This is a genomic window from Flavobacterium sp., assembly GCF_039595935.1.
Lineage (GTDB): Bacteria > Bacteroidota > Bacteroidia > Flavobacteriales > Flavobacteriaceae > Flavobacterium.
Window position 1 is genome coordinate 1,688,961 of sequence record NZ_JBCNKR010000006.1, and the last position, 19,786, is coordinate 1,708,746.

The window sequence follows — 19,786 nt, forward strand, 5'->3', positions numbered from 1 at the left end:
TTTCCACAAAAATATTCGTTTTCATACTGTCAGCCAAGGCAATTATATAAATTAAAGTGTTTTTTTATTTATACATATTTATCATTTACCTTTGCTTAGCAAATTTTGTCGAAATAATTACATATAAAGCCATCAAATGAGAATATTCATTTTTCTATATCTATTAGTTGTACCAGTATTATTGTTTTCTCAGGAAAAACCAAAACCCGCTTCTAAAAATAATTTAGATATGAATACACAATATTCAAGCATAACAGATACGGTTAAAAAAAAGAAAGACAAGATTGCTACTATCGATCAGTATAAGATTATTACATTAGAGCATGATACTATTTATGCAGATACTTCGCTTACAATAAAAAGTGCCTACAAACAAAACCATCTTCGAAAAGATCTTTTCGGACTTTTGGAGTTTTCTAATATTGGACTGCCAATGAATACGCTGCAATATAGTTTAACTAGTTTTTCACCGTATCCGGAAATTGGTTTTACAGGTATGCATTTTAATTATATTCAGGCAGACGAAATTAGATATTATTCAGCAGCGACTCCTTTTACAGAACTGTTTTTTAATACAACTATTAATAAAGGTCAAAATCTTGATTCGTTTATTACCATAAATCTTTCTAAGAATTTTAATTTTTCTATCGCGTATAAAGGTTTACGTTCAGAGGGAGATTATATAAATCAATTAGTAAGTTCAGGAAATTTCAGATTTACTACAAGTTATGCTACGACTAGCAGAAGATATGCCATAAACGCCCATTTTACATCTCAGGATAATTCGAACGAAGAAAATGGCGGAATCACAACTACGGAAGATTTTGAAAGTGATGATCCTGATTTTAAAAACCGTCAGCGTCTGCAGGTTTATTTAACAGATGCTAAATCTATTTTAAAAGGAAGACGTTTGTTTTTTGACCATGCTTTTAGAATAAATCCTGAAAACGGAAATAATAATTTATATATAAACCATCAGTTTAATTATGAATACAAATTTTTCGAATACAATCAGCCAACCGTACTTTCTTCTGTAGATGGTATAGAAGAACCTGTACAGCGTTTTGGAGATTCGTATGTTACAAGCGGAATAAATGACCAGACACGTTATGAAAGACTTTACAACAAAGTGGGTGTGGCTTACGAAAATTCGCTTTTAGGGAAATTTAATTTCTTTGTAGACGATTACAGATCTAATTACAAGTATGATAAGATTATTGTTTTTGCAGATAAAACGACTATTCCTGATAACTTGTTTTTGCAGTTTAATAATTTTGGTGCACAATATGAGTACCAAAAAAACAAATGGAATGGGCGATTTTTGTATTCAAGATCCATTACAAATCAGTCGCTTTCTAATTTGGATGCAAAATTGCGTTATAACTTAAATGAAAAAATTCAGTTTGATTTTAGATATCGTAACATTAATAAACTGCCAAATAACAATTATAATTTGTACCAAAGCAGTTATGTAGATTATAACTGGTCTAATGACTTTAAGAATGAAAAAATTAATTCTTTAAGCGCAAGTATTTCAACACCGTGGCTTAATGCAGAAGCTCAGTACACAACTTTAAAAGATCATTTGTATTTTGCTGATGATGCAACGGCTGAACAAAAAGAAAACAGAGTACAGCTTGTAAGACCTTTTCAATACGGAAACGTAATTAACTATCTTGAAATAAAAGCAAACAAAGAATTTAAGTTCGGGAAATTTGCTTTAGATAATACCTTATTGTACCAAAAAGTAGATCAGTCAGAATTAATTTTAAATGTACCTGATTTTGTAACCAGAAATACATTTTACTATTCAAATTACTTCTTTAAGAAAGCTTTATATGCTCAGGGAGGAATCGTGTTTAATTATTTTACCAAATATTACGGTAATGATTATAACCCGGTTATTGGAGAATTTTTTGTTCAGTCAGACAAAGAAATTGGAAATTATGCCACTTTTGATGTTTTCATTAATGCAAGAATCCGCCAGACACGTTTTTACTTAAAAGCAGAACATTTAAATGCTATATTTTCAAGTAGTAATTATTATTCAACGCCTAATAATCCGTATCGTGATTTTGTAATCAGATTTGGTTTAGTTTGGAATTTCTTCAAATAAAATTAGGTGTGCCCTCTTTTTAAACCAAATAATAAACTTAAATAAAATGGACTTTTCAAATAATATTTTAGAAACAATTGGCAATACGCCATTGGTAAAACTCAACAAAATTGTTGCTGAAATTGATGCGTTAGTATTGGCAAAAGTCGAAACTTTTAATCCGGGAAATTCTGTAAAAGACAGAATGGCTGTAAAGATGATCGAAGATGCTGAGGCTGACGGCCGCCTTAAACCTGGCGGAACTATTATTGAAGGAACTTCCGGAAATACAGGAATGGGTCTTGCCCTTGTTGCGATTGTAAAAGGTTACAAATTGATTTGTGTAATCTCAGACAAGCAGTCTAAAGAAAAAATGGATATCCTTCGTGCTGTTGGTGCAAAAGTAGTAGTGTGCCCTACTGATGTTGAACCTACAGATCCTCGTTCTTATTATTCAGTTTCAAAACGTCTGGCAGAAGAAACTCCAAATTCCTGGTACGTAAACCAATACGATAATATGTCAAATTCACTGGCACATTACGAGCAGACCGGACCTGAAATCTGGAAACAGACGGATGGAAAAATCACACATTTTGTTGTGGGAGTAGGAACAGGAGGAACAATCTCAGGAGTTGGAAAATACTTAAAAGAGAAAAATCCAAATATTAAAATTTGGGGAATTGATACGTACGGTTCAGTTTTTAAAAAATACCACGAAACGGGAATTTTTGATGAAAACGAAATCTACTCATACATAACCGAAGGAATTGGAGAAGATATTTTACCAAAGAATGTTGACTTTTCTCTAATCGATGGTTTTACAAAAGTTACCGATAAAGACGCTGCAGTTTACACCAGAAAAATTGCACTTGAAGAAGGTATTTTTGTTGGAAACTCAGCAGGAGCTTGTATTAAAGGGTTATTGCAGTTAAAAGAACATTTTAAACCGGATGATGTAGTTGTGGTATTATTTCACGATTCTGGAAGCCGTTATGTAGGTAAAATGTTTAACGATGACTGGATGCGTGAGCGTGGATTCCTTGAAGAAAACGTTACAAAAGCCGAAGATGTAATTAAAGATCATATCGATAAAGAACTAATCGTTGTTCGTACAGAAGAATTGGTTTCGCATGCTATCGAACGTATGCGTAAATATAAAATCTCACAGATTCCGGTTGTTGATATTAATGGTTTTGTAGGTTCTGTTGACGAAACAGATTTGTTTAGAAGTTATGTTGCCGATAAAAACGTAGCCGAAAAACCAATTAAAGAAGTAATGGGTAAACCTTTCCCAGTTGTAAAATTAGGAACGCCAATTGAAGAAGTTTCTAAACTTTTCAGTAAAGAAAATGATGCCGTTTTAGTTGATTTAGGAAACGGAAACCACCATATTATTACAAAATATGATATTATTGGTTCTATAAAATAAACAACTCGAAATATTTTTTTTAAAATCCATAAATCAGATTGTTTTAATCATGATTTATGGATTTTCTTTTTCAGTAAAAATTAAAATTATTTTTTTTTGTAAGATTAATACTAAAATAATTATTTTTAGGTCTTAATTTTTATTTGTAAAAAATGAAAGAAGATTTTCTTCATTATCTCTGGAAGTATAAAAAGTTTGATACTTTAAATCTAAAAACTGTTCAAAATGAATCAATCACCATTATAAAAACAGGTGATTATTTAGAACTTGCCGGACCTGATTTTTTTAATGCACTTATTGTAATTGGAGATCAAAAATGGGCAGGAAATATAGAAATTCACTTAAAATCGTCAGACTGGTATCTGCATAATCATGAAAAAGATCCTGCTTATGAAAATGTAATTCTGCATATAGTCTGGGAGAATGATACACCAATTTTTAGACAGAACAATACCGAAATTCCGGTTTTGGTTTTAAAAGATTACACGTCAAAAGAAGTAATTGAAAATTATAATGCGCTGCTTTTTCCAAAAACATGGATTTCATGCGAAAAACAATTAAAAAATATTGATGATTTTATATTGAAAAACTGGCAGGAAAGATTATTTTTTGAGCGATTAGAACGAAAATCTAAATTTGTTTTTGAATTGCTCGAAGAAACAAATCAGGACTGGGAAGCGGTTTTGTTCTGCCTTCTGGCCAGAAATTTTGGTTTAAATACAAACGGCAGTAGTTTTCTGGAAATGTCTAAATCAATTTCGTTTTCTGTAATCAGAAAAGAAAGTTTTGAAGTTGAAAATCTGGAAGCACTGTTTTTTGGAAATTTGGCCTTGTTAGACGGAGAAAAAGAAGACGAATATTTTAAAGATTTGAAGTTCAGATATTTTTTCCTTTTGCATAAATACCAATTAGAAAAACCATTTATAAATCCGGTTCAGTTTTTTAAACATCGACCAGACAATTTTCCAACGATTCGGCTTTCACAACTGGCTAATTTGTATCATAAATATCAAAACTTGTTTTATAAAATAATTGCTTTAAAATCGGCTAAAAACGTTTATGAATTACTTAGTATTCTGGTTAGTCCGTATTGGCAGAATCATTATCAGTTCGACAAAGAAAGTCCAAAGAAAGCCAAAACACTTTCAAAATCATTTTTGGATTTAATCATCATAAACACAATAATTCCTATTCAGTTTGCTTATTCAACAATAATGGGAGATGCTATTTTAGAAGACTTAATTGATTTTATGAATGAAGTTGTTCCTGAAAAAAACGCAGTTATAGATAAATTTGAGTCTTTCGGAATTAAAGCAAAAAATGCATTCGAAACTCAAACTTTATTAGAATTGAAAAATGAATATTGCAATAATAAAGCATGTCTGAAATGTGCAATAGGAATGGAGCTTCTGAAAAATTAGTTAATCAGAAAATGTGATAATGAGATAATTTGTACTTTTGTAATCAGATGCAAAGCGAAAAAAATCTAAAATCTACAGTCTAAAATCTAAAATAATAAAAATGTCAGCTATTTTAAAACTTAAATTCTTTTTTGAAAAATACGGTTTTCATGTTTCATCAAGACTGGCAGATAAACTCGGAATGCGCGTAACAAGTGTTAGATTGTTTTTTATCTATATCTCGTTTGTTACTGCCGGTTTAGGATTTGGTGTTTATCTAACTTTAGCTTTTTGGATTAGACTGAAAGATTTAATTCGCGCCAAAAGAACATCAGTTTTCGATTTATAATTCAAACATTCATTCATATAAAGCATAAAAAAAACCTGTTCAATTGAACAGGTTTTTTCATATAATCTTTTATTAGATTTCTTCAGCTTCGCTTTCAGGATTATTAAGTTTTGCTCTTTTTTTACTGTAAGCAAAATAAACAATAATACCTAAAGTTCCCCAGCATAAGAAAGCAATCCAGGTATCATGTCTTACCTGAGTCATTAAGAATAAGTTGAATGATACTCCTAATGTTCCAACTAAATAAACTGCCGGAGTTTTGTAATGTCTTTCTAATTCTGGTTTTTTGTATCTTAAAATCATTACGGCAACACACACCATTCCAAATGCTAATAATGTTCCCATACTACACATTTCACTTACTTTTTCAATTGGAGTAAGAGCAGCAACAATAGAAATAATTGTTCCTACTAAAAATGTACTCTTATAAGGTGTTTTAAAACTAGTGTGAAGTTTACTGAAAAACGGAGGTAATAAACCGTCTCTTGACATTCCTAAGAAAATACGAGTCTGTCCAAGCATCATAACAAGCATTACAGATGTTAAACCTGCTGTAGCAGCAATTGTAATGATAAATACCGCCCAAGTTAATCCGTTTTCGCTAAATGCAGAAGCAACCGGTGCAGCTTTGTCTAATTGATCGTAGTGAACCATTCCGGTTAATACTAATGACACAAGGATATAAAGAATAGTACAAATTACTAATGAAGCAATAATAGCAAATGGTACATCTTTTTTAGGATTAATAGCTTCTCCTGCCTGAGTAGAAACGGCATCAAAACCGATATAAGCAAAGAAAACAATTGTAGCAGCTGTTAATACACCTCCAAATCCAAAATTCATTTTTCCGGTAGCATTTCCTAATGCATCCAAAGCAGGAACTTCAGTAGGAATAAAAGGATGCCAGTTGTCTACATTAATGTAAAAAGCACCACAGATAATTACAAAAAGAACTACAGCAATTTTTACAATTACAATTAAATTGTTTGTACTTGCCGCTTCTTTAATTCCTTTTACAAGAATCGCAGTTACGATCCATGTAATGATAAAAGCAGGTAAGTTAAATGCAAATGTAGGTACATCAATTTGATCGAGAGGGAATTCTTTATTATGTTCGGCAACTTTTTCTATAGCAGTATGTAAGTCATTACAGAGCCAGATTGGAATGTTAATTCCAAATAAATGGAGAAGTTTTACAAAATAACCGCTCCAGGCGACTGCAACGGTAGTGGCTCCCATCATATATTCAAGAATCAGGTTCCACCCAATGAACCATGCAAAAATTTCGCCGATTGTTCCGTATGCATATGCATATGCAGAACCTTCTACTGGTAATACTGAAGCAAATTCAGCATAACAAAGAGAAGCAAATAAACAGCCTATACCTGCAATAACAAAGGATAGAGCTAAAGCTGGACCCGCATAATCATGCGCTGCGATTCCTGTTAAAGTGAAAATTCCTCCACCTATGATTGCCCCAATTCCTAATGAGGTCAATCCCCATCTTGTAAGAACTCTTTTTAAATCACTTTTTTTCATATCAGCCTCAAAAGCCGATATTGGTTTAACTCTCCAAATTGACATACTATTTTATTGGTTTATTGTTATTAAGCTCCAAATGTATCGTTTTTTGTAAAAAATAAAAACAATTATGATATTTTAAGTTATAAAATATTTAATTTTTTGATTTATTCTGTTTGCAATGTTCTGTTAGTGCTGAGTTTATTTTAATCTCGATATAAATCGATTGAGTTCGTTATGCAGGTTTTGTGAATAATATTTTTAGTATTTTTCTTAATAAATAAAAATATTATACCGTATTTTATGCTTTTTTATAAGATCAAATATTTACAATAATCACATATATTAAGATGTTAAGCCAATATTTCAAATTTACAAGCCAGCAAAAAACAGGTATTTTTTTATTTTTAATAATAATTATCACGCTGCAGTTAATTTATTTTTTTGTCGATTTTAACCAGAATGAAAAAACATTTCCGGAAGAGACTAAATGGTTAGCCTTACAAAAAGAAATAGATGCAGCAAAAGAAGTAAAATACACAGAAAAGCAAAAAGTGTATACTTTTAATCCTAATTTCATTTCTGATTATAAAGGATACAAACTCGGAATGTCAGTTGAAGAAATTGATCGACTGCTGGCTTTTCGAAAAGAAAATAAATATGTAAACTCAGCCGAAGAATTTCAAAAAGTAACAAAAATCTCTGATTCATTATTAAATGTAATTGCTCCTTTGTTTAAATTCCCGGATTGGACACAAAAGAAAAATGAATATAAAGCAGATAAAAAAGAATATGTCCAAAAAACATTTCCGAAAAGAGAAACTATAATACTTAAGGATATTAATCAGGCCAGTCAGGAAGATTTAATAGCAATTTATGGTATTGGAGATGCATTATCTTCAAGAATATTAAAACAAAAGGAAATTTTAGGTGGTTTCGTTTCTATGGAACAACTTGAAGATGTATGGGGGCTTTCGCCAGAAGTTATTGCGCAATTGAATAGTCATTTTAAAGTGATAATGCCATCAGGTTTTAAGAAGATTGCTATAAATGATGCGACATTAAAAGAGTTATCTCAGTTTCCTTATTTCAAATATTCTCTCGCAAAACAAATTGTAACTTATAGAAGTATGAACGGAAATTTTAATAATATTGAGGATTTGATAAAAATTAAAGGTTTTCCTGTTGAAAAAGCAAAAATAATTAGTTTATATTTGGAGTTCTAAAAAATAACTAACTAATGAATTTTGATTATAACGAAACGCAGTCGATGATTGCTCAATCTATAAAAGACTTTGCAGAGAAAAATATAAAACCACATATAATGGAGTGGGACGAAGCTCAGATTTTTCCAGTAGACTTATTTAAAAAATTAGGAGAGATGGGGTTTATGGGAGTTCTTGTGCCTGAAGAATATGGAGGTTCGGGGTTGGGATACCATGAATATATTACGGTAGTTGAAGAAATTTCAAAAGTAGATCCTTCAATAGGTTTGTCAGTTGCCGCGCATAATTCGCTTTGCACCAATCATATTTTGACATTTGGAAACGAAGAACAAAAGAAAAAGTATTTACCAAAATTAGCCACTGCAGAATATATTGGAGCCTGGGGATTAACAGAACACAATACAGGTTCTGATGCAGGCGGAATGAATACTACCGCTGTTAAAGACGGAGATTATTGGGTTATTAATGGGGCTAAAAATTTTATTACCCATGCCATATCTGGCGATGTTGCAGTTGTAATTGCCCGAACAGGTGAAAAAGGCGATTCTAAAGGAATGACAGCTTTTGTGCTGGAAAAGGGAATGCCTGGTTTTTCTTCAGGTAAAAAAGAAAATAAACTGGGAATGCGTGCCAGCGAAACTGCAGAATTAGTTTTTGATAACTGCCGTGTACCGGATGCGAATAGATTAGGTGAAATAGGACAAGGATTTGTTCAGGCTATGAAAATTTTAGATGGCGGTCGAATTTCAATTGGCGCTTTATCACTTGGTATAGCAAAAGGAGCTTATGAAGCCGCATTGAAATATTCGAAAGAAAGACATCAATTTGGACAGCCAATAAGCAGTTTTCAGGGAATCTCATTCAAATTAGCCGATATGGCAACGGAGATTGAAGCTTCAGAACTATTATTGCACAAAGCGGCATATTTAAAACAACAACATAAACCAGTAACAACTTCGGGAGCAATGGCTAAAATGTATGCTTCAGAAGCTTGCGTGAAAATTGCAAACGAAGCGGTTCAAATTCATGGAGGTTACGGTTATACAAAAGATTTTCCGGTAGAGAAATTCTACAGAGATTCTAAATTATGTACTATAGGAGAAGGAACTACGGAAATTCAGAAGCTGGTTATCTCGAGAAATTTGTTGAAAGAGTAAAGAGTAAAGAGAATAGATTATAGAAAAAAGTCTTTACTCTATTTTCTTTTTTCTAAAAAAAAATAATTCATAATTTATACTTCATAATTCATAATTAATTTTTACATTTGCAGCCTTAACGAGAGGAGGTGTCTATATTATGTTAATTATACCAATTAAAGACGGAGAAAATATCGATAGAGCATTAAAGCGCTATAAAAGAAAATTTGATAAAACAGGAACTGTTCGTCAATTAAGAGCACGTACTGCTTTTATTAAGCCTTCTGTTGTAAAAAGAGCTCAAATTCAAAAAGCTGCTTACATCCAAACTTTGAAAGATAGTTTAGAGAGTTAATATTAAGCTTTTCAAAAATAATTACCGTTAGTGGTCAAAATGTTTTAATTTTGATGCTAACGGTTTTTTATTTTTAAACCTTTTTATATGAATTCAAATAAAGAAGCTTTTCGTAATTATCTACAGTTGGAGAAGAAGTATTCTCCGCATACGGTCAATGCTTATTTGAATGATATCACCTTTTTTGAAGAATTTAATAAGACTAACTTTGAGCAGGAAGGAATTGAAAAGGTTAATTATAGTCAAATTAGAAGTTGGATTGTTTTTTTGGTAGATCAGGAAATTTCAAATGTTTCTGTAAATCGTAAAATGGCTTCTTTGAAAGCTTTTTATAAATTTCTTTTGAAGATTAAGCAAATAGAGGTAAATCCGATGCTGAAGCATAAAGCGCTTAAAACTCCTAAAATTGTACAAGTTCCGTTTTCTGAGAAAGAAGTAAATGATTTAATGGCAGGTGTGGATTCTCCTTCTGGGTTTGAAGAAATAAGGGATAAACTTATTGTAGATCTTTTTTATACGACAGGAATGCGACGTGCAGAATTGATAAGTTTGACGGTGAAAAATGTTGATTTGTCTTCAAATGTTGTTAAGGTGCTTGGTAAAAGAAATAAAGAAAGGATTGTGCCGCTTTTGTCAATAGTTGTTGATCAGATTGGTTTGTATCTAAAAGAAAGAGAGCAGCTTGATCAGATTGTAGATTCGGATAATTTTTTTATTTCGAAAAAAGGGTTAAAATTAAGCGAATCTTTTGTGTATCGATTAATAAATTGTTACTTTAGTAGGGTCTCTGAAAAGGTAAAAAAGAGTCCGCATGTGTTACGGCATACTTTTGCGACTCACTTGCTTAATAACGGGGCAGATTTAAATTCAGTTAAAGAATTATTAGGGCATTCAAGTTTGGCGTCTACTCAGGTTTATACTCATAATAGTTTAGCAGAACTTAAAAAAGTTTATTCAGATGCTCATCCGAGAAATAAATAATAATTCTGAAATGTTTAACCCTAAAATTATTATTATGAAGGTAGATGTTCATGCAGTTAACTTTACTGTCGACAGAAAATTGGTGGATTTTATTCAAGAGAGAATGGATAAGCTGGAAAAGTATTACGACCGAGTAGTATCGGCTGATGTTTTTTTAAAAGTTGAAAGAACAAGTGATAAGGAGAATAAGGCGGTAGAGATTAAGATTAATGTTCCGGGAGATGAGTTTTTGGTTAAAAAACAGTGTAAGTCCTTTGAGGAAGCAGTGGAGCTTTCTGCGGAATCTTTAGAACGTTTACTGGTAAAAAGGAAAGAAAAAATAAGAGCACATATTTAATTGAAATTTTTTTCAAAAAATGTTTTGATTAAAAGATAAAATAGCTACATTTGCAGTCCGTTAGAAATAGCGGACTTTTTTAATGTATTCGCCGATGTAGCTCAGCTGGCTAGAGCAGCTGATTTGTAATCAGCAGGTCGTGGGTTCGAGTCCCTCTATCGGCTCAAAAATATTTCAAATGCGATTTGGAATAAGTTCTTTTAAAGTATTGAATTTTAACGAATTAGGGGAGATACTCAAGCGGCCAACGAGGGCAGACTGTAAATCTGCTGTGAGAACTTCGCAGGTTCGAATCCTGCTCTCCCCACAAAAAAGAAGTTTGGAATTTAGGATTGTAGGTTTTAGGTTTTTTAACCTGAAATCTAAATTCGAAAATCTAAAATCAGAACTCTCTGCCGGTGTAGCTCAGGGGTAGAGTGCTTCCTTGGTAAGGAAGAGGTCTCGGGTTCAAATCCCGACATTGGCTCAAGTAAGTAGGAAATTGAAAATTAATATATAACTAAGATTAAAAATTAAGTAAAATGGCAAAGGAGAATTTTAATCGTTCCAAACCGCACTTAAACATAGGTACAATTGGACACGTAGATCACGGAAAAACTACATTAACTGCTGCAATTACAAAAGTATTGTCAGATGCTGGTTACTGTCAAGCAAAATCGTTTGATCAAATCGATAACGCTCCAGAGGAGAAAGAAAGAGGTATTACTATTAATACATCACACGTAGAGTATGAAACAGCTAACCGTCACTACGCTCACGTTGACTGTCCAGGTCACGCGGATTACGTAAAGAACATGGTTACTGGAGCTGCTCAAATGGACGGAGCTATCTTAGTAGTTGCTGCTACAGATGGTCCAATGCCACAAACTCGTGAGCACATCCTTTTAGGACGTCAGGTAGGTATTCCAAGAATCGTTGTTTTCATGAACAAAGTGGATATGGTTGATGATGCTGAGTTATTAGAGCTTGTTGAAATGGAAATTAGAGATTTATTATCTTTCTACGAATATGATGGAGATAATGGTCCTGTAGTTCAAGGTTCTGCTTTAGGAGGATTAAACAATGATCCAAACTGGGTACCTAAAATTATCGAATTAATGGAAGCTGTTGATAACTGGATCGAAGAGCCAGTACGTGACGTTGCTAAACCATTCTTGATGCCAGTTGAGGATGTATTTACAATTACAGGTCGTGGAACTGTAGCTACAGGTCGTATCGAAACTGGAGTTGCTAACACTGGAGATCCTGTTGAAATCATTGGTATGGGAGCTGAAAAATTAACTTCTACTATTACAGGAGTTGAGATGTTCCGTAAAATCCTTGACAGAGGTGAAGCTGGAGATAACGTAGGTTTATTGTTAAGAGGTATTGATAAGGCTGATATCAAAAGAGGTATGGTTATTATTAAGCCAGGTTCAGTAAAACCACACGCTAAATTCAAAGCTGAGGTTTATATCTTGAAAAAAGAAGAAGGTGGACGTCACACTCCATTTCACAATAACTACCGTCCACAGTTCTACGTACGTACAACTGACGTAACAGGAGTTATTTCTTTACCAGCAGGTGTAGAGATGGTAATGCCAGGTGATAACTTAACTATTGAAGTTGCTTTATTAAGCCCAATCGCTATGAACGTAGGTTTACGTTTTGCTATCCGTGAAGGTGGTAGAACAGTTGGTGCTGGACAGGTTACTGAAATCGTAGAGTAATTCTATTAAAATAAATAAAAAAGCCAGTGATTATTTTTTAATCACTGGCTTTAATTACGGGCGTAGTTCAAGGGTAGAATAGCGGTCTCCAAAACCGTTGATGGGGGTTCGAATCCCTCCGCCCGTGCAATAAAAAATATATCAAATGACAAAAGTTACTAATTATTTATCAGAGGCTTTCGAGGAGTTAAAGTCAAATGTTACTTGGCCAGCTTGGGCTGAGGTTCAAAAATTGACAATTGTTGTGGCTGTATTTTCGATTCTGTTCGCTTTGGCAACATGGGGAGTAGACGAATTTTTTGCAAAAGCTTTGGCTGGATTTTTTAACTGGTTAAAAGGATAATTTTTTTGTGATGGCAGATAATAATGTGAAAAAATGGTATGTGGTTAGAGCTGTAAGCGGCCAGGAGAATAAGGTTAAAGCTTACATCGAAACTGAGATTGCCAGATTAGGTATGGGTGATTATGTTTCCCAGGTTTTAGTGCCTACTGAAAAAGTGGTTACTGTAAAAGAAGGGAAAAAAATGTCTAAGGATAAAGTATATTTCCCTGGATATGTTATGATCGAAGCTAACTTGGTTGGTGAGATACCTCATATTATTAAATCTATTACGAGTGTAATTGGTTTCTTAGGAGAGATTAAAGGCGGAGAACCTGTACCTTTAAGAATGTCTGAGGTAAATCGTATGCTAGGAAAAGTGGATGAGTTGGCTGTAAATACAGATACAAGATCAATTCCATTTAGTTTAGGAGAAACAGTAAAAGTGATCGATGGTCCTTTTAATGGTTTCAATGGTACGGTTGAAAAAATCAATGAAGAAAAGCGTAAACTTGAAGTAATGGTTAAAATTTTCGGAAGAAAAACTCCATTAGAGTTAAGTTTTATGCAAGTTGAAAAAGTATAATTTTTTGTTACACTATAATAAACCATTGTAATCGCTTCCATTGATTACAGTGTTAAATTTTTTAAAAATGGCTAAAGAAATTAGTAAGGTAGTTAAACTACAAGTTAAGGGAGGTGCTGCGAACCCGTCGCCACCGGTTGGACCTGCTTTAGGAGCTGCTGGGGTTAACATCATGGAGTTTTGTAAGCAATTTAATGCTAGAACTCAGGATAAACCTGGCAAAATTTGTCCAGTGCAAATCACTGTGTACAAAGACAAATCATTTGATTTTGTTGTTAAGACTCCTCCAGCAGCAGTTCAGTTAATGGAAGCTGCAAAGCTAAAATCTGGTTCTGGTGAGCCTAATCGTAAAAAAGTAGCTAGCGTTACTTGGGAACAAATTAGAGCTATTGCTGAAGACAAAATGCCAGACTTAAATGCTTTTACAGTAGAAAAAGCAATGAGTATGGTTGCTGGAACAGCTAGATCTATGGGTATAACTGTATCAGGAGATGCTCCTTTTTAATTAAGAAAAAGACATGGCAAAATTAACAAAAAAGCAAAAAGAGGCTGCTTCAAAAATTGAAAAGAACAAATTATACTCTTTAAAAGATGCTGCTGCATTAATTAAAGTTGTTGCTTCTGCAAAATTTGATGAGTCTGTTGATATCGCAGTTCGTTTGGGTGTTGATCCAAGAAAAGCGAATCAAATGGTGAGAGGTGTAGTTACTTTACCTCACGGAACAGGAAAAGACGTTAAAGTATTAGCATTGGTTACTCCAGATAAAGAAGCTGAAGCAAGAGAAGCTGGAGCAGATCACGTTGGTCTTGACGATTACTTACAAAAAATTAAAGACGGTTGGACAGATGTTGATGTGATCATTACTATGCCTGCTGTTATGGGTAAATTAGGTCCATTAGGTCGTATTTTAGGACCTAGAGGTTTAATGCCAAACCCTAAAACAGGTACTGTAACTATGGATGTTGCTAAAGCTGTTCAAGAAGTTAAAGCTGGTAAAATTGACTTTAAAGTTGATAAAACTGGTATCGTTCACGCAGGAATCGGTAAAGTTTCTTTTGGAGCTGAGCAGATTGTTGACAACGCACACGAAATTATTCAAACATTAATAAAACTTAAACCAACTGCTGCTAAAGGTACATACATCAAAGGTATTCACCTTACAAGCACAATGAGTCCTGCTATCGCATTAGACCCAAAAGCAGTATAATTGGTAGTTAAAAATTTTTAGTATGACTAGAGAAGAAAAATCAATCGCGATTGAAAATTTAACTGCGCAGTTAGCTGGTACAAATATCATTTATATTTCTGATATTTCTGGTTTAAACGCAGAGACAACTTCAAGCTTACGTAGAGCTTGTTTCAAGGCAGGTATCAAATTAGAGGTTGTAAAAAACACTTTGCTTGCAAAAGCAATGGAGGCTTCTGATAATGATTATGGAGATTTACCTACAGTTTTATCTGGTAACAGTGCTATCTTCATTTCTGATGTTGCTAATGCACCTGGAAAAATTATCAAAGATTTCCGTAAGAAATCTGATAAACCAGTTTTAAAAGGAGCATACATCAATTCTGAAGTATACATCGGAGATAATCAATTAGATGCATTAGCTACGATTAAATCTAAAGAAGAGCTTATTGGAGAAATCATTGGATTATTACAATCTCCAGCTCAAAGAATTATTTCTGCTTTACAAAACAAATTCGCAGGAAGCGAAGAAGAAGGAGCAGAGTAATTTTGAATTTGGAAGCAGGCTTCCTTATTGCTTAATTAGCGCACAATAATTAAATTATATTTTTACAAATCATTTTAAACGATAGAAAAAATGGCAGATTTGAAACAATTCGCAGAACAATTAGTTAACTTAACAGTTAAAGAAGTTAACGAATTAGCAACAATATTAAAAGACGAGTATGGTATCGAGCCTGCTGCTGCAGCTGTAGTAGTTGCTGCTGGTGGTGGAGAAGGTGCTGCTGAAGAAGCACAAACTGAATTTACAGTTGTATTGAAAGATGCAGGAGCTTCTAAATTAGCTGTTGTAAAATTAGTTAAAGAATTAACTGGTTTAGGTCTTAAAGAAGCTAAAGACGTAGTAGACGGTGCTCCAAGTAACGTTAAAGAAGGTGTTTCTAAAGAAGAGGCTGAAGGTCTTAAAAAATCTTTAGAAGAGGCTGGAGCTGTTGTTGAGCTTAAATAATTAAACTCAGTTTAAGAACTAGGTTTAGGTCTTGAGTTAACACTCAAAGGCCTAAACCATTTTTCGTATAATAAAATATATATCAAGTTTTATTATCCCATAGTTTAAAATACGAAAAAGTTTTTGATCAATACGAAGAAAGAAAATCAAACTTATTTTACTGTTTTATTTTTAAAGATGTATTGATTATAATAAGAAAGTATAGATTAAACAGTGTGTTTTTACACAAAAAAATTACTTTTTTTTAATCAAAATTTTGTCCATTGATGATAACAAATCAGACTGAAAGATTGAATTTTGCCTCTACAAAAAATATTCCTGACTATCCGGATTTCTTAGATGTTCAGGTTAAATCTTTTAAAGATTTCTTTCAATTAGAAACGAAATCTGACGAAAGAGGCAACGAAGGGTTATACAACACCTTCATGGAAAACTTTCCAATCACAGATACAAGAAATAACTTTGTATTGGAATTCCTAGATTATTTTGTTGATCCGCCGCGTTATACAATTCAAGAATGTATAGAGAGAGGTCTTACTTATAGTGTGCCTTTAAAAGCTAGATTAAAACTATACTGTACAGATCCAGAACACGAAGATTTTGAAACTATTGTACAAGATGTTTATCTTGGAACAATTCCTTACATGACTCCTAGTGGTACTTTTGTGATCAATGGTGCCGAGCGTGTTGTAGTATCTCAATTACACCGTTCTCCAGGGGTTTTCTTTGGACAGTCATTCCATGCAAATGGAACTAAACTTTATTCTGCCAGAGTAATTCCTTTTAAAGGATCTTGGATAGAATTCTCTACTGATATTAACAGCGTAATGTACGCATATATCGATAGAAAGAAAAAATTACCTGTAACGACTTTATTCCGTGCTATCGGTTTCGAAAGAGATAAGGATATCCTTGAAATTTTCGACTTAGCTGAAGAAATTAAAGTATCTAAAACGGGAATTAAGAAATATATTGGAAGAAGACTTGCTGCGCGTGTATTGAACACTTGGCATGAGGATTTCGTTGATGAAGATACTGGAGAGGTAGTTTCTATCGAACGTAATGAAATCATCCTTGATCGTGATACAATTATCGACAAAGATAATGTTGAAGAGATCATCGATTCTAACGTTAAATCTATTTTGTTACACAAAGAGGATAATAACCAGGCAGATTATGCTATTATCCACAACACGTTACAAAAAGACCCTACAAACTCTGAAAAAGAAGCTGTAGAGCACATTTACCGTCAGCTGCGTAACGCTGAACCGCCTGATGAGGAAACTGCTCGTGGTATTATAGATAAATTGTTCTTCTCAGATCAACGTTATAACTTAGGTGAAGTTGGTCGTTACAGAATGAACAAAAAATTAGATTTAGATATTCCTATGGATAAGCAAGTGCTTACTAAAGAGGATATTATTACAATCGTTAAATATTTGATCGAGTTGATCAACTCTAAAGCAGAGATTGATGATATCGATCACTTATCAAACCGTCGTGTTAGAACAGTTGGTGAACAATTGTCTCAACAATTCGGTGTTGGTTTAGCACGTATGGCTAGAACTATTCGTGAGAGAATGAACGTTAGAGATAACGAGGTGTTTACACCAATTGATTTGATTAATGCTAAAACATTATCGTCAGTTATCAACTCTTTCTTTGGTACTAACCAGTTATCTCAATTTATGGATCAAACGAACCCATTAGCTGAGATTACACACAAAAGAAGACTTTCTGCACTTGGACCAGGTGGACTTTCGAGAGAGAGAGCTGGTTTCGAGGTTCGTGACGTTCACTATACGCACTATGGTCGTTTATGTCCGATTGAAACTCCTGAGGGACCAAACATTGGTTTGATTTCTTCTCTTGGGGTTTATGCAAAAGTAAACGGAATGGGATTCATCGAAACTCCATACCGTAAAGTAACAAATGGTGTTGTTGATTTAGAAAGCGCACCGGTTTACTTAAGTGCTGAAGAAGAAGAAGGTAAAATGATTGCTCAGGCAAACATTGAGATGGATACTACTGGTAAAATTACAGCTAGCAATGTTATTGCTCGTGAGGAGGGTGACTTCCCAGTTGTTGAACCATCTGTTGTTCATTATACAGACGTTGCTCCTAACCAGATCGCTTCGATTTCTGCATCTTTGATTCCTTTCTTGGAGCATGATGATGCTAACCGTGCGTTGATGGGATCGAACATGATGCGTCAGGCAGTTCCTTTGATCCGTCCTGAAGCTCCGATTGTTGGTACAGGTTTAGAGCGTCAGGTAGCTTCTGACTCAAGAGTATTAATCAATGCTGAAGGGCATGGTACTGTTGAATACGTAGATGCTAACATCATTACTATTAAATACGATCGTACAGAAGACGAGAGAATGGTTAGTTTTGATGCTGATGAGAAAACGTACAACCTTATTAAATTTAGAAAAACCAATCAAGGTACAAGTATCAACTTGAAACCAATCGTAAGAAGAGGTGACAGAGTTGTTCCTGGTCAAGTATTGTCTGAAGGATATGCTACTCAAAATGGAGAATTAGCTTTAGGTAGAAACTTAAAAGTTGCGTTCATGCCATGGAAAGGATACAACTTCGAGGATGCGATTGTAATTTCTGAGAAAGTAGTTCGTGATGATATTTTTACTTCTATCCACGTTGATGATTATTCATTAGAGGTTAGAGATACTAAGTTAGGAAACGAAGAGTTAACAAACGATATTCCTAACGTTTCTGAAGAAGCTACTAAAGACTTAGATGAAAACGGTATGATCAGAATTGGAGCAGAGGTTAAACCTGGCGATATTTTGATCGGAAAAATTACACCAAAAGGAGAATCGGACCCTACTCCAGAGGAGAAATTGCTTCGTGCAATCTTTGGAGATAAAGCAGGTGATGTAAAAGATGCTTCATTAAAAGCTTCTCCTTCTTTACATGGTGTAGTTCTTGACAAAAAATTATTTGCAAGAGCCGTAAAAGATAAACGTAAACGTACTCAGGATAAAGATGCTTTAGGCGCTTTAGAAATGGAATTCGAAACTAAATTTGTTGAATTAAAAGACAGATTGGTTGAGAAATTATTCTTGATCGTTAACGGAAAAACATCTCAAGGTGTAATGAATGATTTGGGTGAAGAAGTTTTACCAAAAGGTAAAAAATATACTCAAAAAATGCTTTACGCAGTAGAAGATTTTGCTCACTTAAGCAAAGGTCAGTGGGTTGCTGATGATGCTACTAATAAAATGGTTAATGATTTAATTCATAACTATAAAATTAAGCTAAACGACTTACAAGGATCTTTAAGAAGAGAAAAATTCACTATTACAGTTGGAGATGAATTACCATCTGGAATCTTGAAATTGGCTAAAATCTATATCGCTAAAAAACGTAAGTTAAAAGTTGGTGATAAAATGGCAGGACGTCACGGTAACAAAGGTATTGTTGCAAGGATCGTTCGTCACGAAGATATGCCTTTCTTAGAAGATGGAACACCAGTAGATATCGTATTGAATCCACTTGGGGTACCTTCACGTATGAACATTGGTCAGATTTATGAAACAGTATTAGGATGGGCTGGTATGAACTTGGGTAGGAAATTTGCTACTCCAATCTTCGACGGTGCTTCTCTAGACGAAATCAATGCTTTGACTGATGAAGCTGGAGTACCACGTTTTGGACATACTTACCTATTTGATGGTGGAACTGGAGAGCGTTTTGCACAAAAAGCAACTGTGGGTGTAATTTACATGCTTAAATTAGGACACATGGTTGATGATAAGATGCACGCACGTTCTATCGGACCATACTCATTGATTACGCAACAACCACTTGGAGGTAAGGCTCAATTTGGAGGTCAGCGTTTTGGAGAGATGGAGGTTTGGGCACTTGAGGCTTATGGAGCTTCTAGTACACTACGTGAAATCTTAACTGTTAAGTCTGATGACGTTATTGGTAGAGCTAAAACTTACGAAGCTATCGTTAAGGGTGAAACTATGCCAGAACCAGGTTTACCAGAATCATTCAATGTATTAATGCACGAATTGAAAGGTCTAGGTTTAGATCTTCGTTTGGAAGAATAATTAAAAATGTAGTAGAGACGTGATTAATCACGTCTCTATATTCATATTTATAATAGGTTTTTAAAGAT

The 19,786-nt window shown here is 33.9% G+C and carries 18 protein-coding genes and 4 tRNA genes; 21 read left to right on the forward strand and 1 reads right to left on the reverse strand.

The window, feature by feature from the left end; all coding sequences use genetic code 11:
* Nucleotides 1-136: 136 nt before the first annotated feature.
* The 4 genes from ABDW27_RS17095 to ABDW27_RS17110 all read left to right on the forward strand — a co-directional run bounded on the left by ABDW27_RS17095 (nt 137) and on the right by ABDW27_RS17110 (nt 5,273).
* On the forward strand, nt 137-2,116 hold the full coding sequence (locus ABDW27_RS17095) for a putative porin (protein ID WP_343696995.1): 1,980 nt from the start codon (nt 137-139) through the stop codon (nt 2,114-2,116).
* A gap of 46 nt (nt 2,117-2,162) precedes the next feature.
* Nucleotides 2,163-3,524 carry a pyridoxal-phosphate dependent enzyme gene (locus ABDW27_RS17100; protein WP_343696996.1) on the forward strand — a complete coding sequence of 454 codons (1,362 nt, stop codon included), beginning with the start codon at nt 2,163-2,165 and terminating at the stop codon, nt 3,522-3,524.
* A gap of 152 nt (nt 3,525-3,676) precedes the next feature.
* Entirely contained in the window at nt 3,677-4,945 is a 1,269-nt protein-coding gene (locus ABDW27_RS17105; protein ID WP_343696997.1) for a DUF2851 family protein, read from the forward strand.
* Between the two features lie 100 nt (nt 4,946-5,045).
* Nucleotides 5,046-5,273: a PspC family transcriptional regulator gene (locus ABDW27_RS17110; RefSeq protein ID WP_007810860.1), complete on the forward strand. Its 228-nt coding sequence runs from the start codon at nt 5,046-5,048 to the stop codon at nt 5,271-5,273.
* Nucleotides 5,274-5,345: 72 nt separating this feature from the next.
* On the opposite strand, the gene ABDW27_RS17115 is transcribed toward ABDW27_RS17110, so the two are convergent.
* Nucleotides 5,346-6,857: an amino acid permease gene (locus ABDW27_RS17115; RefSeq protein WP_343696998.1), complete on the reverse strand. Its 1,512-nt coding sequence runs from the start codon at nt 6,855-6,857 to the stop codon at nt 5,346-5,348.
* Nucleotides 6,858-7,144: 287 nt separating this feature from the next.
* Here ABDW27_RS17115 and ABDW27_RS17120 point away from each other — a divergent pair, with 287 nt between their 5' ends.
* From ABDW27_RS17120 to rpoB, 17 genes are all read left to right on the forward strand, one after another.
* Nucleotides 7,145-8,020 (forward strand): helix-hairpin-helix domain-containing protein, encoded by an 876-nt coding sequence (locus ABDW27_RS17120; RefSeq protein WP_343696999.1) that lies wholly within the window; start codon nt 7,145-7,147, stop codon nt 8,018-8,020.
* Nucleotides 8,021-8,034: 14 nt separating this feature from the next.
* Nucleotides 8,035-9,177, forward strand: a complete 1,143-nt coding sequence (locus ABDW27_RS17125) for an acyl-CoA dehydrogenase (protein WP_343697000.1) — start codon at nt 8,035-8,037, stop codon at nt 9,175-9,177.
* A gap of 139 nt (nt 9,178-9,316) precedes the next feature.
* Nucleotides 9,317-9,511 (forward strand): 30S ribosomal protein S21, encoded by a 195-nt coding sequence (rpsU, locus tag ABDW27_RS17130; RefSeq protein WP_012024008.1) that lies wholly within the window; start codon nt 9,317-9,319, stop codon nt 9,509-9,511.
* An 87-nt stretch (nt 9,512-9,598) separates the two neighbouring features.
* Nucleotides 9,599-10,492 (forward strand): tyrosine-type recombinase/integrase, encoded by an 894-nt coding sequence (locus ABDW27_RS17135; protein WP_343697001.1) that lies wholly within the window; start codon nt 9,599-9,601, stop codon nt 10,490-10,492.
* A gap of 34 nt (nt 10,493-10,526) precedes the next feature.
* Nucleotides 10,527-10,829 carry a ribosome-associated translation inhibitor RaiA gene (raiA, locus tag ABDW27_RS17140; protein WP_053472330.1) on the forward strand — a complete coding sequence of 101 codons (303 nt, stop codon included), beginning with the start codon at nt 10,527-10,529 and terminating at the stop codon, nt 10,827-10,829.
* A gap of 90 nt (nt 10,830-10,919) precedes the next feature.
* Nucleotides 10,920-10,993 (forward strand) — tRNA-Thr (locus tag ABDW27_RS17145).
* Nucleotides 10,994-11,055: 62 nt separating this feature from the next.
* Nucleotides 11,056-11,136: transfer RNA gene (locus ABDW27_RS17150), tRNA-Tyr, on the forward strand.
* Between the two features lie 87 nt (nt 11,137-11,223).
* Nucleotides 11,224-11,295 (forward strand) — tRNA-Thr (locus ABDW27_RS17155).
* A gap of 55 nt (nt 11,296-11,350) precedes the next feature.
* The gene (gene tuf, locus ABDW27_RS17160) at nt 11,351-12,538 is read left to right on the forward strand and encodes an elongation factor Tu (protein ID WP_012024011.1); all 1,188 of its coding nucleotides are present in this window, start codon (nt 11,351-11,353) and stop codon (nt 12,536-12,538) included.
* 56 nt (nt 12,539-12,594) lie between these two features.
* Nucleotides 12,595-12,665: transfer RNA gene (locus ABDW27_RS17165), tRNA-Trp, on the forward strand.
* 18 nt (nt 12,666-12,683) lie between these two features.
* Nucleotides 12,684-12,881 (forward strand): preprotein translocase subunit SecE, encoded by a 198-nt coding sequence (gene secE, locus ABDW27_RS17170; protein WP_008466927.1) that lies wholly within the window; start codon nt 12,684-12,686, stop codon nt 12,879-12,881.
* Nucleotides 12,882-12,891: 10 nt separating this feature from the next.
* Entirely contained in the window at nt 12,892-13,443 is a 552-nt protein-coding gene (nusG, locus tag ABDW27_RS17175; protein WP_343697002.1) for a transcription termination/antitermination protein NusG, read from the forward strand.
* A 67-nt stretch (nt 13,444-13,510) separates the two neighbouring features.
* Nucleotides 13,511-13,948: a 50S ribosomal protein L11 gene (gene rplK, locus ABDW27_RS17180; RefSeq protein WP_026713295.1), complete on the forward strand. Its 438-nt coding sequence runs from the start codon at nt 13,511-13,513 to the stop codon at nt 13,946-13,948.
* Nucleotides 13,949-13,961: 13 nt separating this feature from the next.
* Entirely contained in the window at nt 13,962-14,651 is a 690-nt protein-coding gene (gene rplA, locus ABDW27_RS17185; protein ID WP_025572415.1) for a 50S ribosomal protein L1, read from the forward strand.
* Between the two features lie 22 nt (nt 14,652-14,673).
* Nucleotides 14,674-15,177: a 50S ribosomal protein L10 gene (gene rplJ / locus ABDW27_RS17190; RefSeq protein WP_125722464.1), complete on the forward strand. Its 504-nt coding sequence runs from the start codon at nt 14,674-14,676 to the stop codon at nt 15,175-15,177.
* 90 nt (nt 15,178-15,267) lie between these two features.
* Nucleotides 15,268-15,639: a 50S ribosomal protein L7/L12 gene (gene rplL / locus ABDW27_RS17195; protein WP_057123938.1), complete on the forward strand. Its 372-nt coding sequence runs from the start codon at nt 15,268-15,270 to the stop codon at nt 15,637-15,639.
* A 266-nt stretch (nt 15,640-15,905) separates the two neighbouring features.
* On the forward strand, nt 15,906-19,718 hold the full coding sequence (rpoB, locus tag ABDW27_RS17200; RefSeq protein WP_343697003.1) for a DNA-directed RNA polymerase subunit beta: 3,813 nt from the start codon (nt 15,906-15,908) through the stop codon (nt 19,716-19,718).
* Nucleotides 19,719-19,786: the final 68 nt, after the last annotated feature.

Coding starts and splice junctions, on each gene's coding strand:
- ABDW27_RS17100 (WP_343696996.1), top strand. CDS start 2,163: ATGGACTTTTCAAATAATATTTTAGAAACAATTGGCAATACGCCATTG.
- rplK (WP_026713295.1), top strand. CDS start 13,511: ATGGCTAAAGAAATTAGTAAGGTAGTTAAACTACAAGTTAAGGGAGGT.
- ABDW27_RS17125 (WP_343697000.1), top strand. CDS start 8,035: ATGAATTTTGATTATAACGAAACGCAGTCGATGATTGCTCAATCTATA.
- rpoB (WP_343697003.1), top strand. CDS start 15,906: ATGATAACAAATCAGACTGAAAGATTGAATTTTGCCTCTACAAAAAAT.
- ABDW27_RS17115 (WP_343696998.1), bottom strand. CDS start 6,857: ATGTCAATTTGGAGAGTTAAACCAATATCGGCTTTTGAGGCTGATATG.
- ABDW27_RS17095 (WP_343696995.1), top strand. CDS start 137: ATGAGAATATTCATTTTTCTATATCTATTAGTTGTACCAGTATTATTG.
- ABDW27_RS17105 (WP_343696997.1), top strand. CDS start 3,677: ATGAAAGAAGATTTTCTTCATTATCTCTGGAAGTATAAAAAGTTTGAT.
- rpsU (WP_012024008.1), top strand. CDS start 9,317: ATGTTAATTATACCAATTAAAGACGGAGAAAATATCGATAGAGCATTA.
- raiA (WP_053472330.1), top strand. CDS start 10,527: ATGAAGGTAGATGTTCATGCAGTTAACTTTACTGTCGACAGAAAATTG.
- nusG (WP_343697002.1), top strand. CDS start 12,892: ATGGCAGATAATAATGTGAAAAAATGGTATGTGGTTAGAGCTGTAAGC.
- tuf (WP_012024011.1), top strand. CDS start 11,351: ATGGCAAAGGAGAATTTTAATCGTTCCAAACCGCACTTAAACATAGGT.
- ABDW27_RS17120 (WP_343696999.1), top strand. CDS start 7,145: ATGTTAAGCCAATATTTCAAATTTACAAGCCAGCAAAAAACAGGTATT.
- rplJ (WP_125722464.1), top strand. CDS start 14,674: ATGACTAGAGAAGAAAAATCAATCGCGATTGAAAATTTAACTGCGCAG.
- ABDW27_RS17135 (WP_343697001.1), top strand. CDS start 9,599: ATGAATTCAAATAAAGAAGCTTTTCGTAATTATCTACAGTTGGAGAAG.
- rplL (WP_057123938.1), top strand. CDS start 15,268: ATGGCAGATTTGAAACAATTCGCAGAACAATTAGTTAACTTAACAGTT.
- rplA (WP_025572415.1), top strand. CDS start 13,962: ATGGCAAAATTAACAAAAAAGCAAAAAGAGGCTGCTTCAAAAATTGAA.
- ABDW27_RS17110 (WP_007810860.1), top strand. CDS start 5,046: ATGTCAGCTATTTTAAAACTTAAATTCTTTTTTGAAAAATACGGTTTT.
- secE (WP_008466927.1), top strand. CDS start 12,684: ATGACAAAAGTTACTAATTATTTATCAGAGGCTTTCGAGGAGTTAAAG.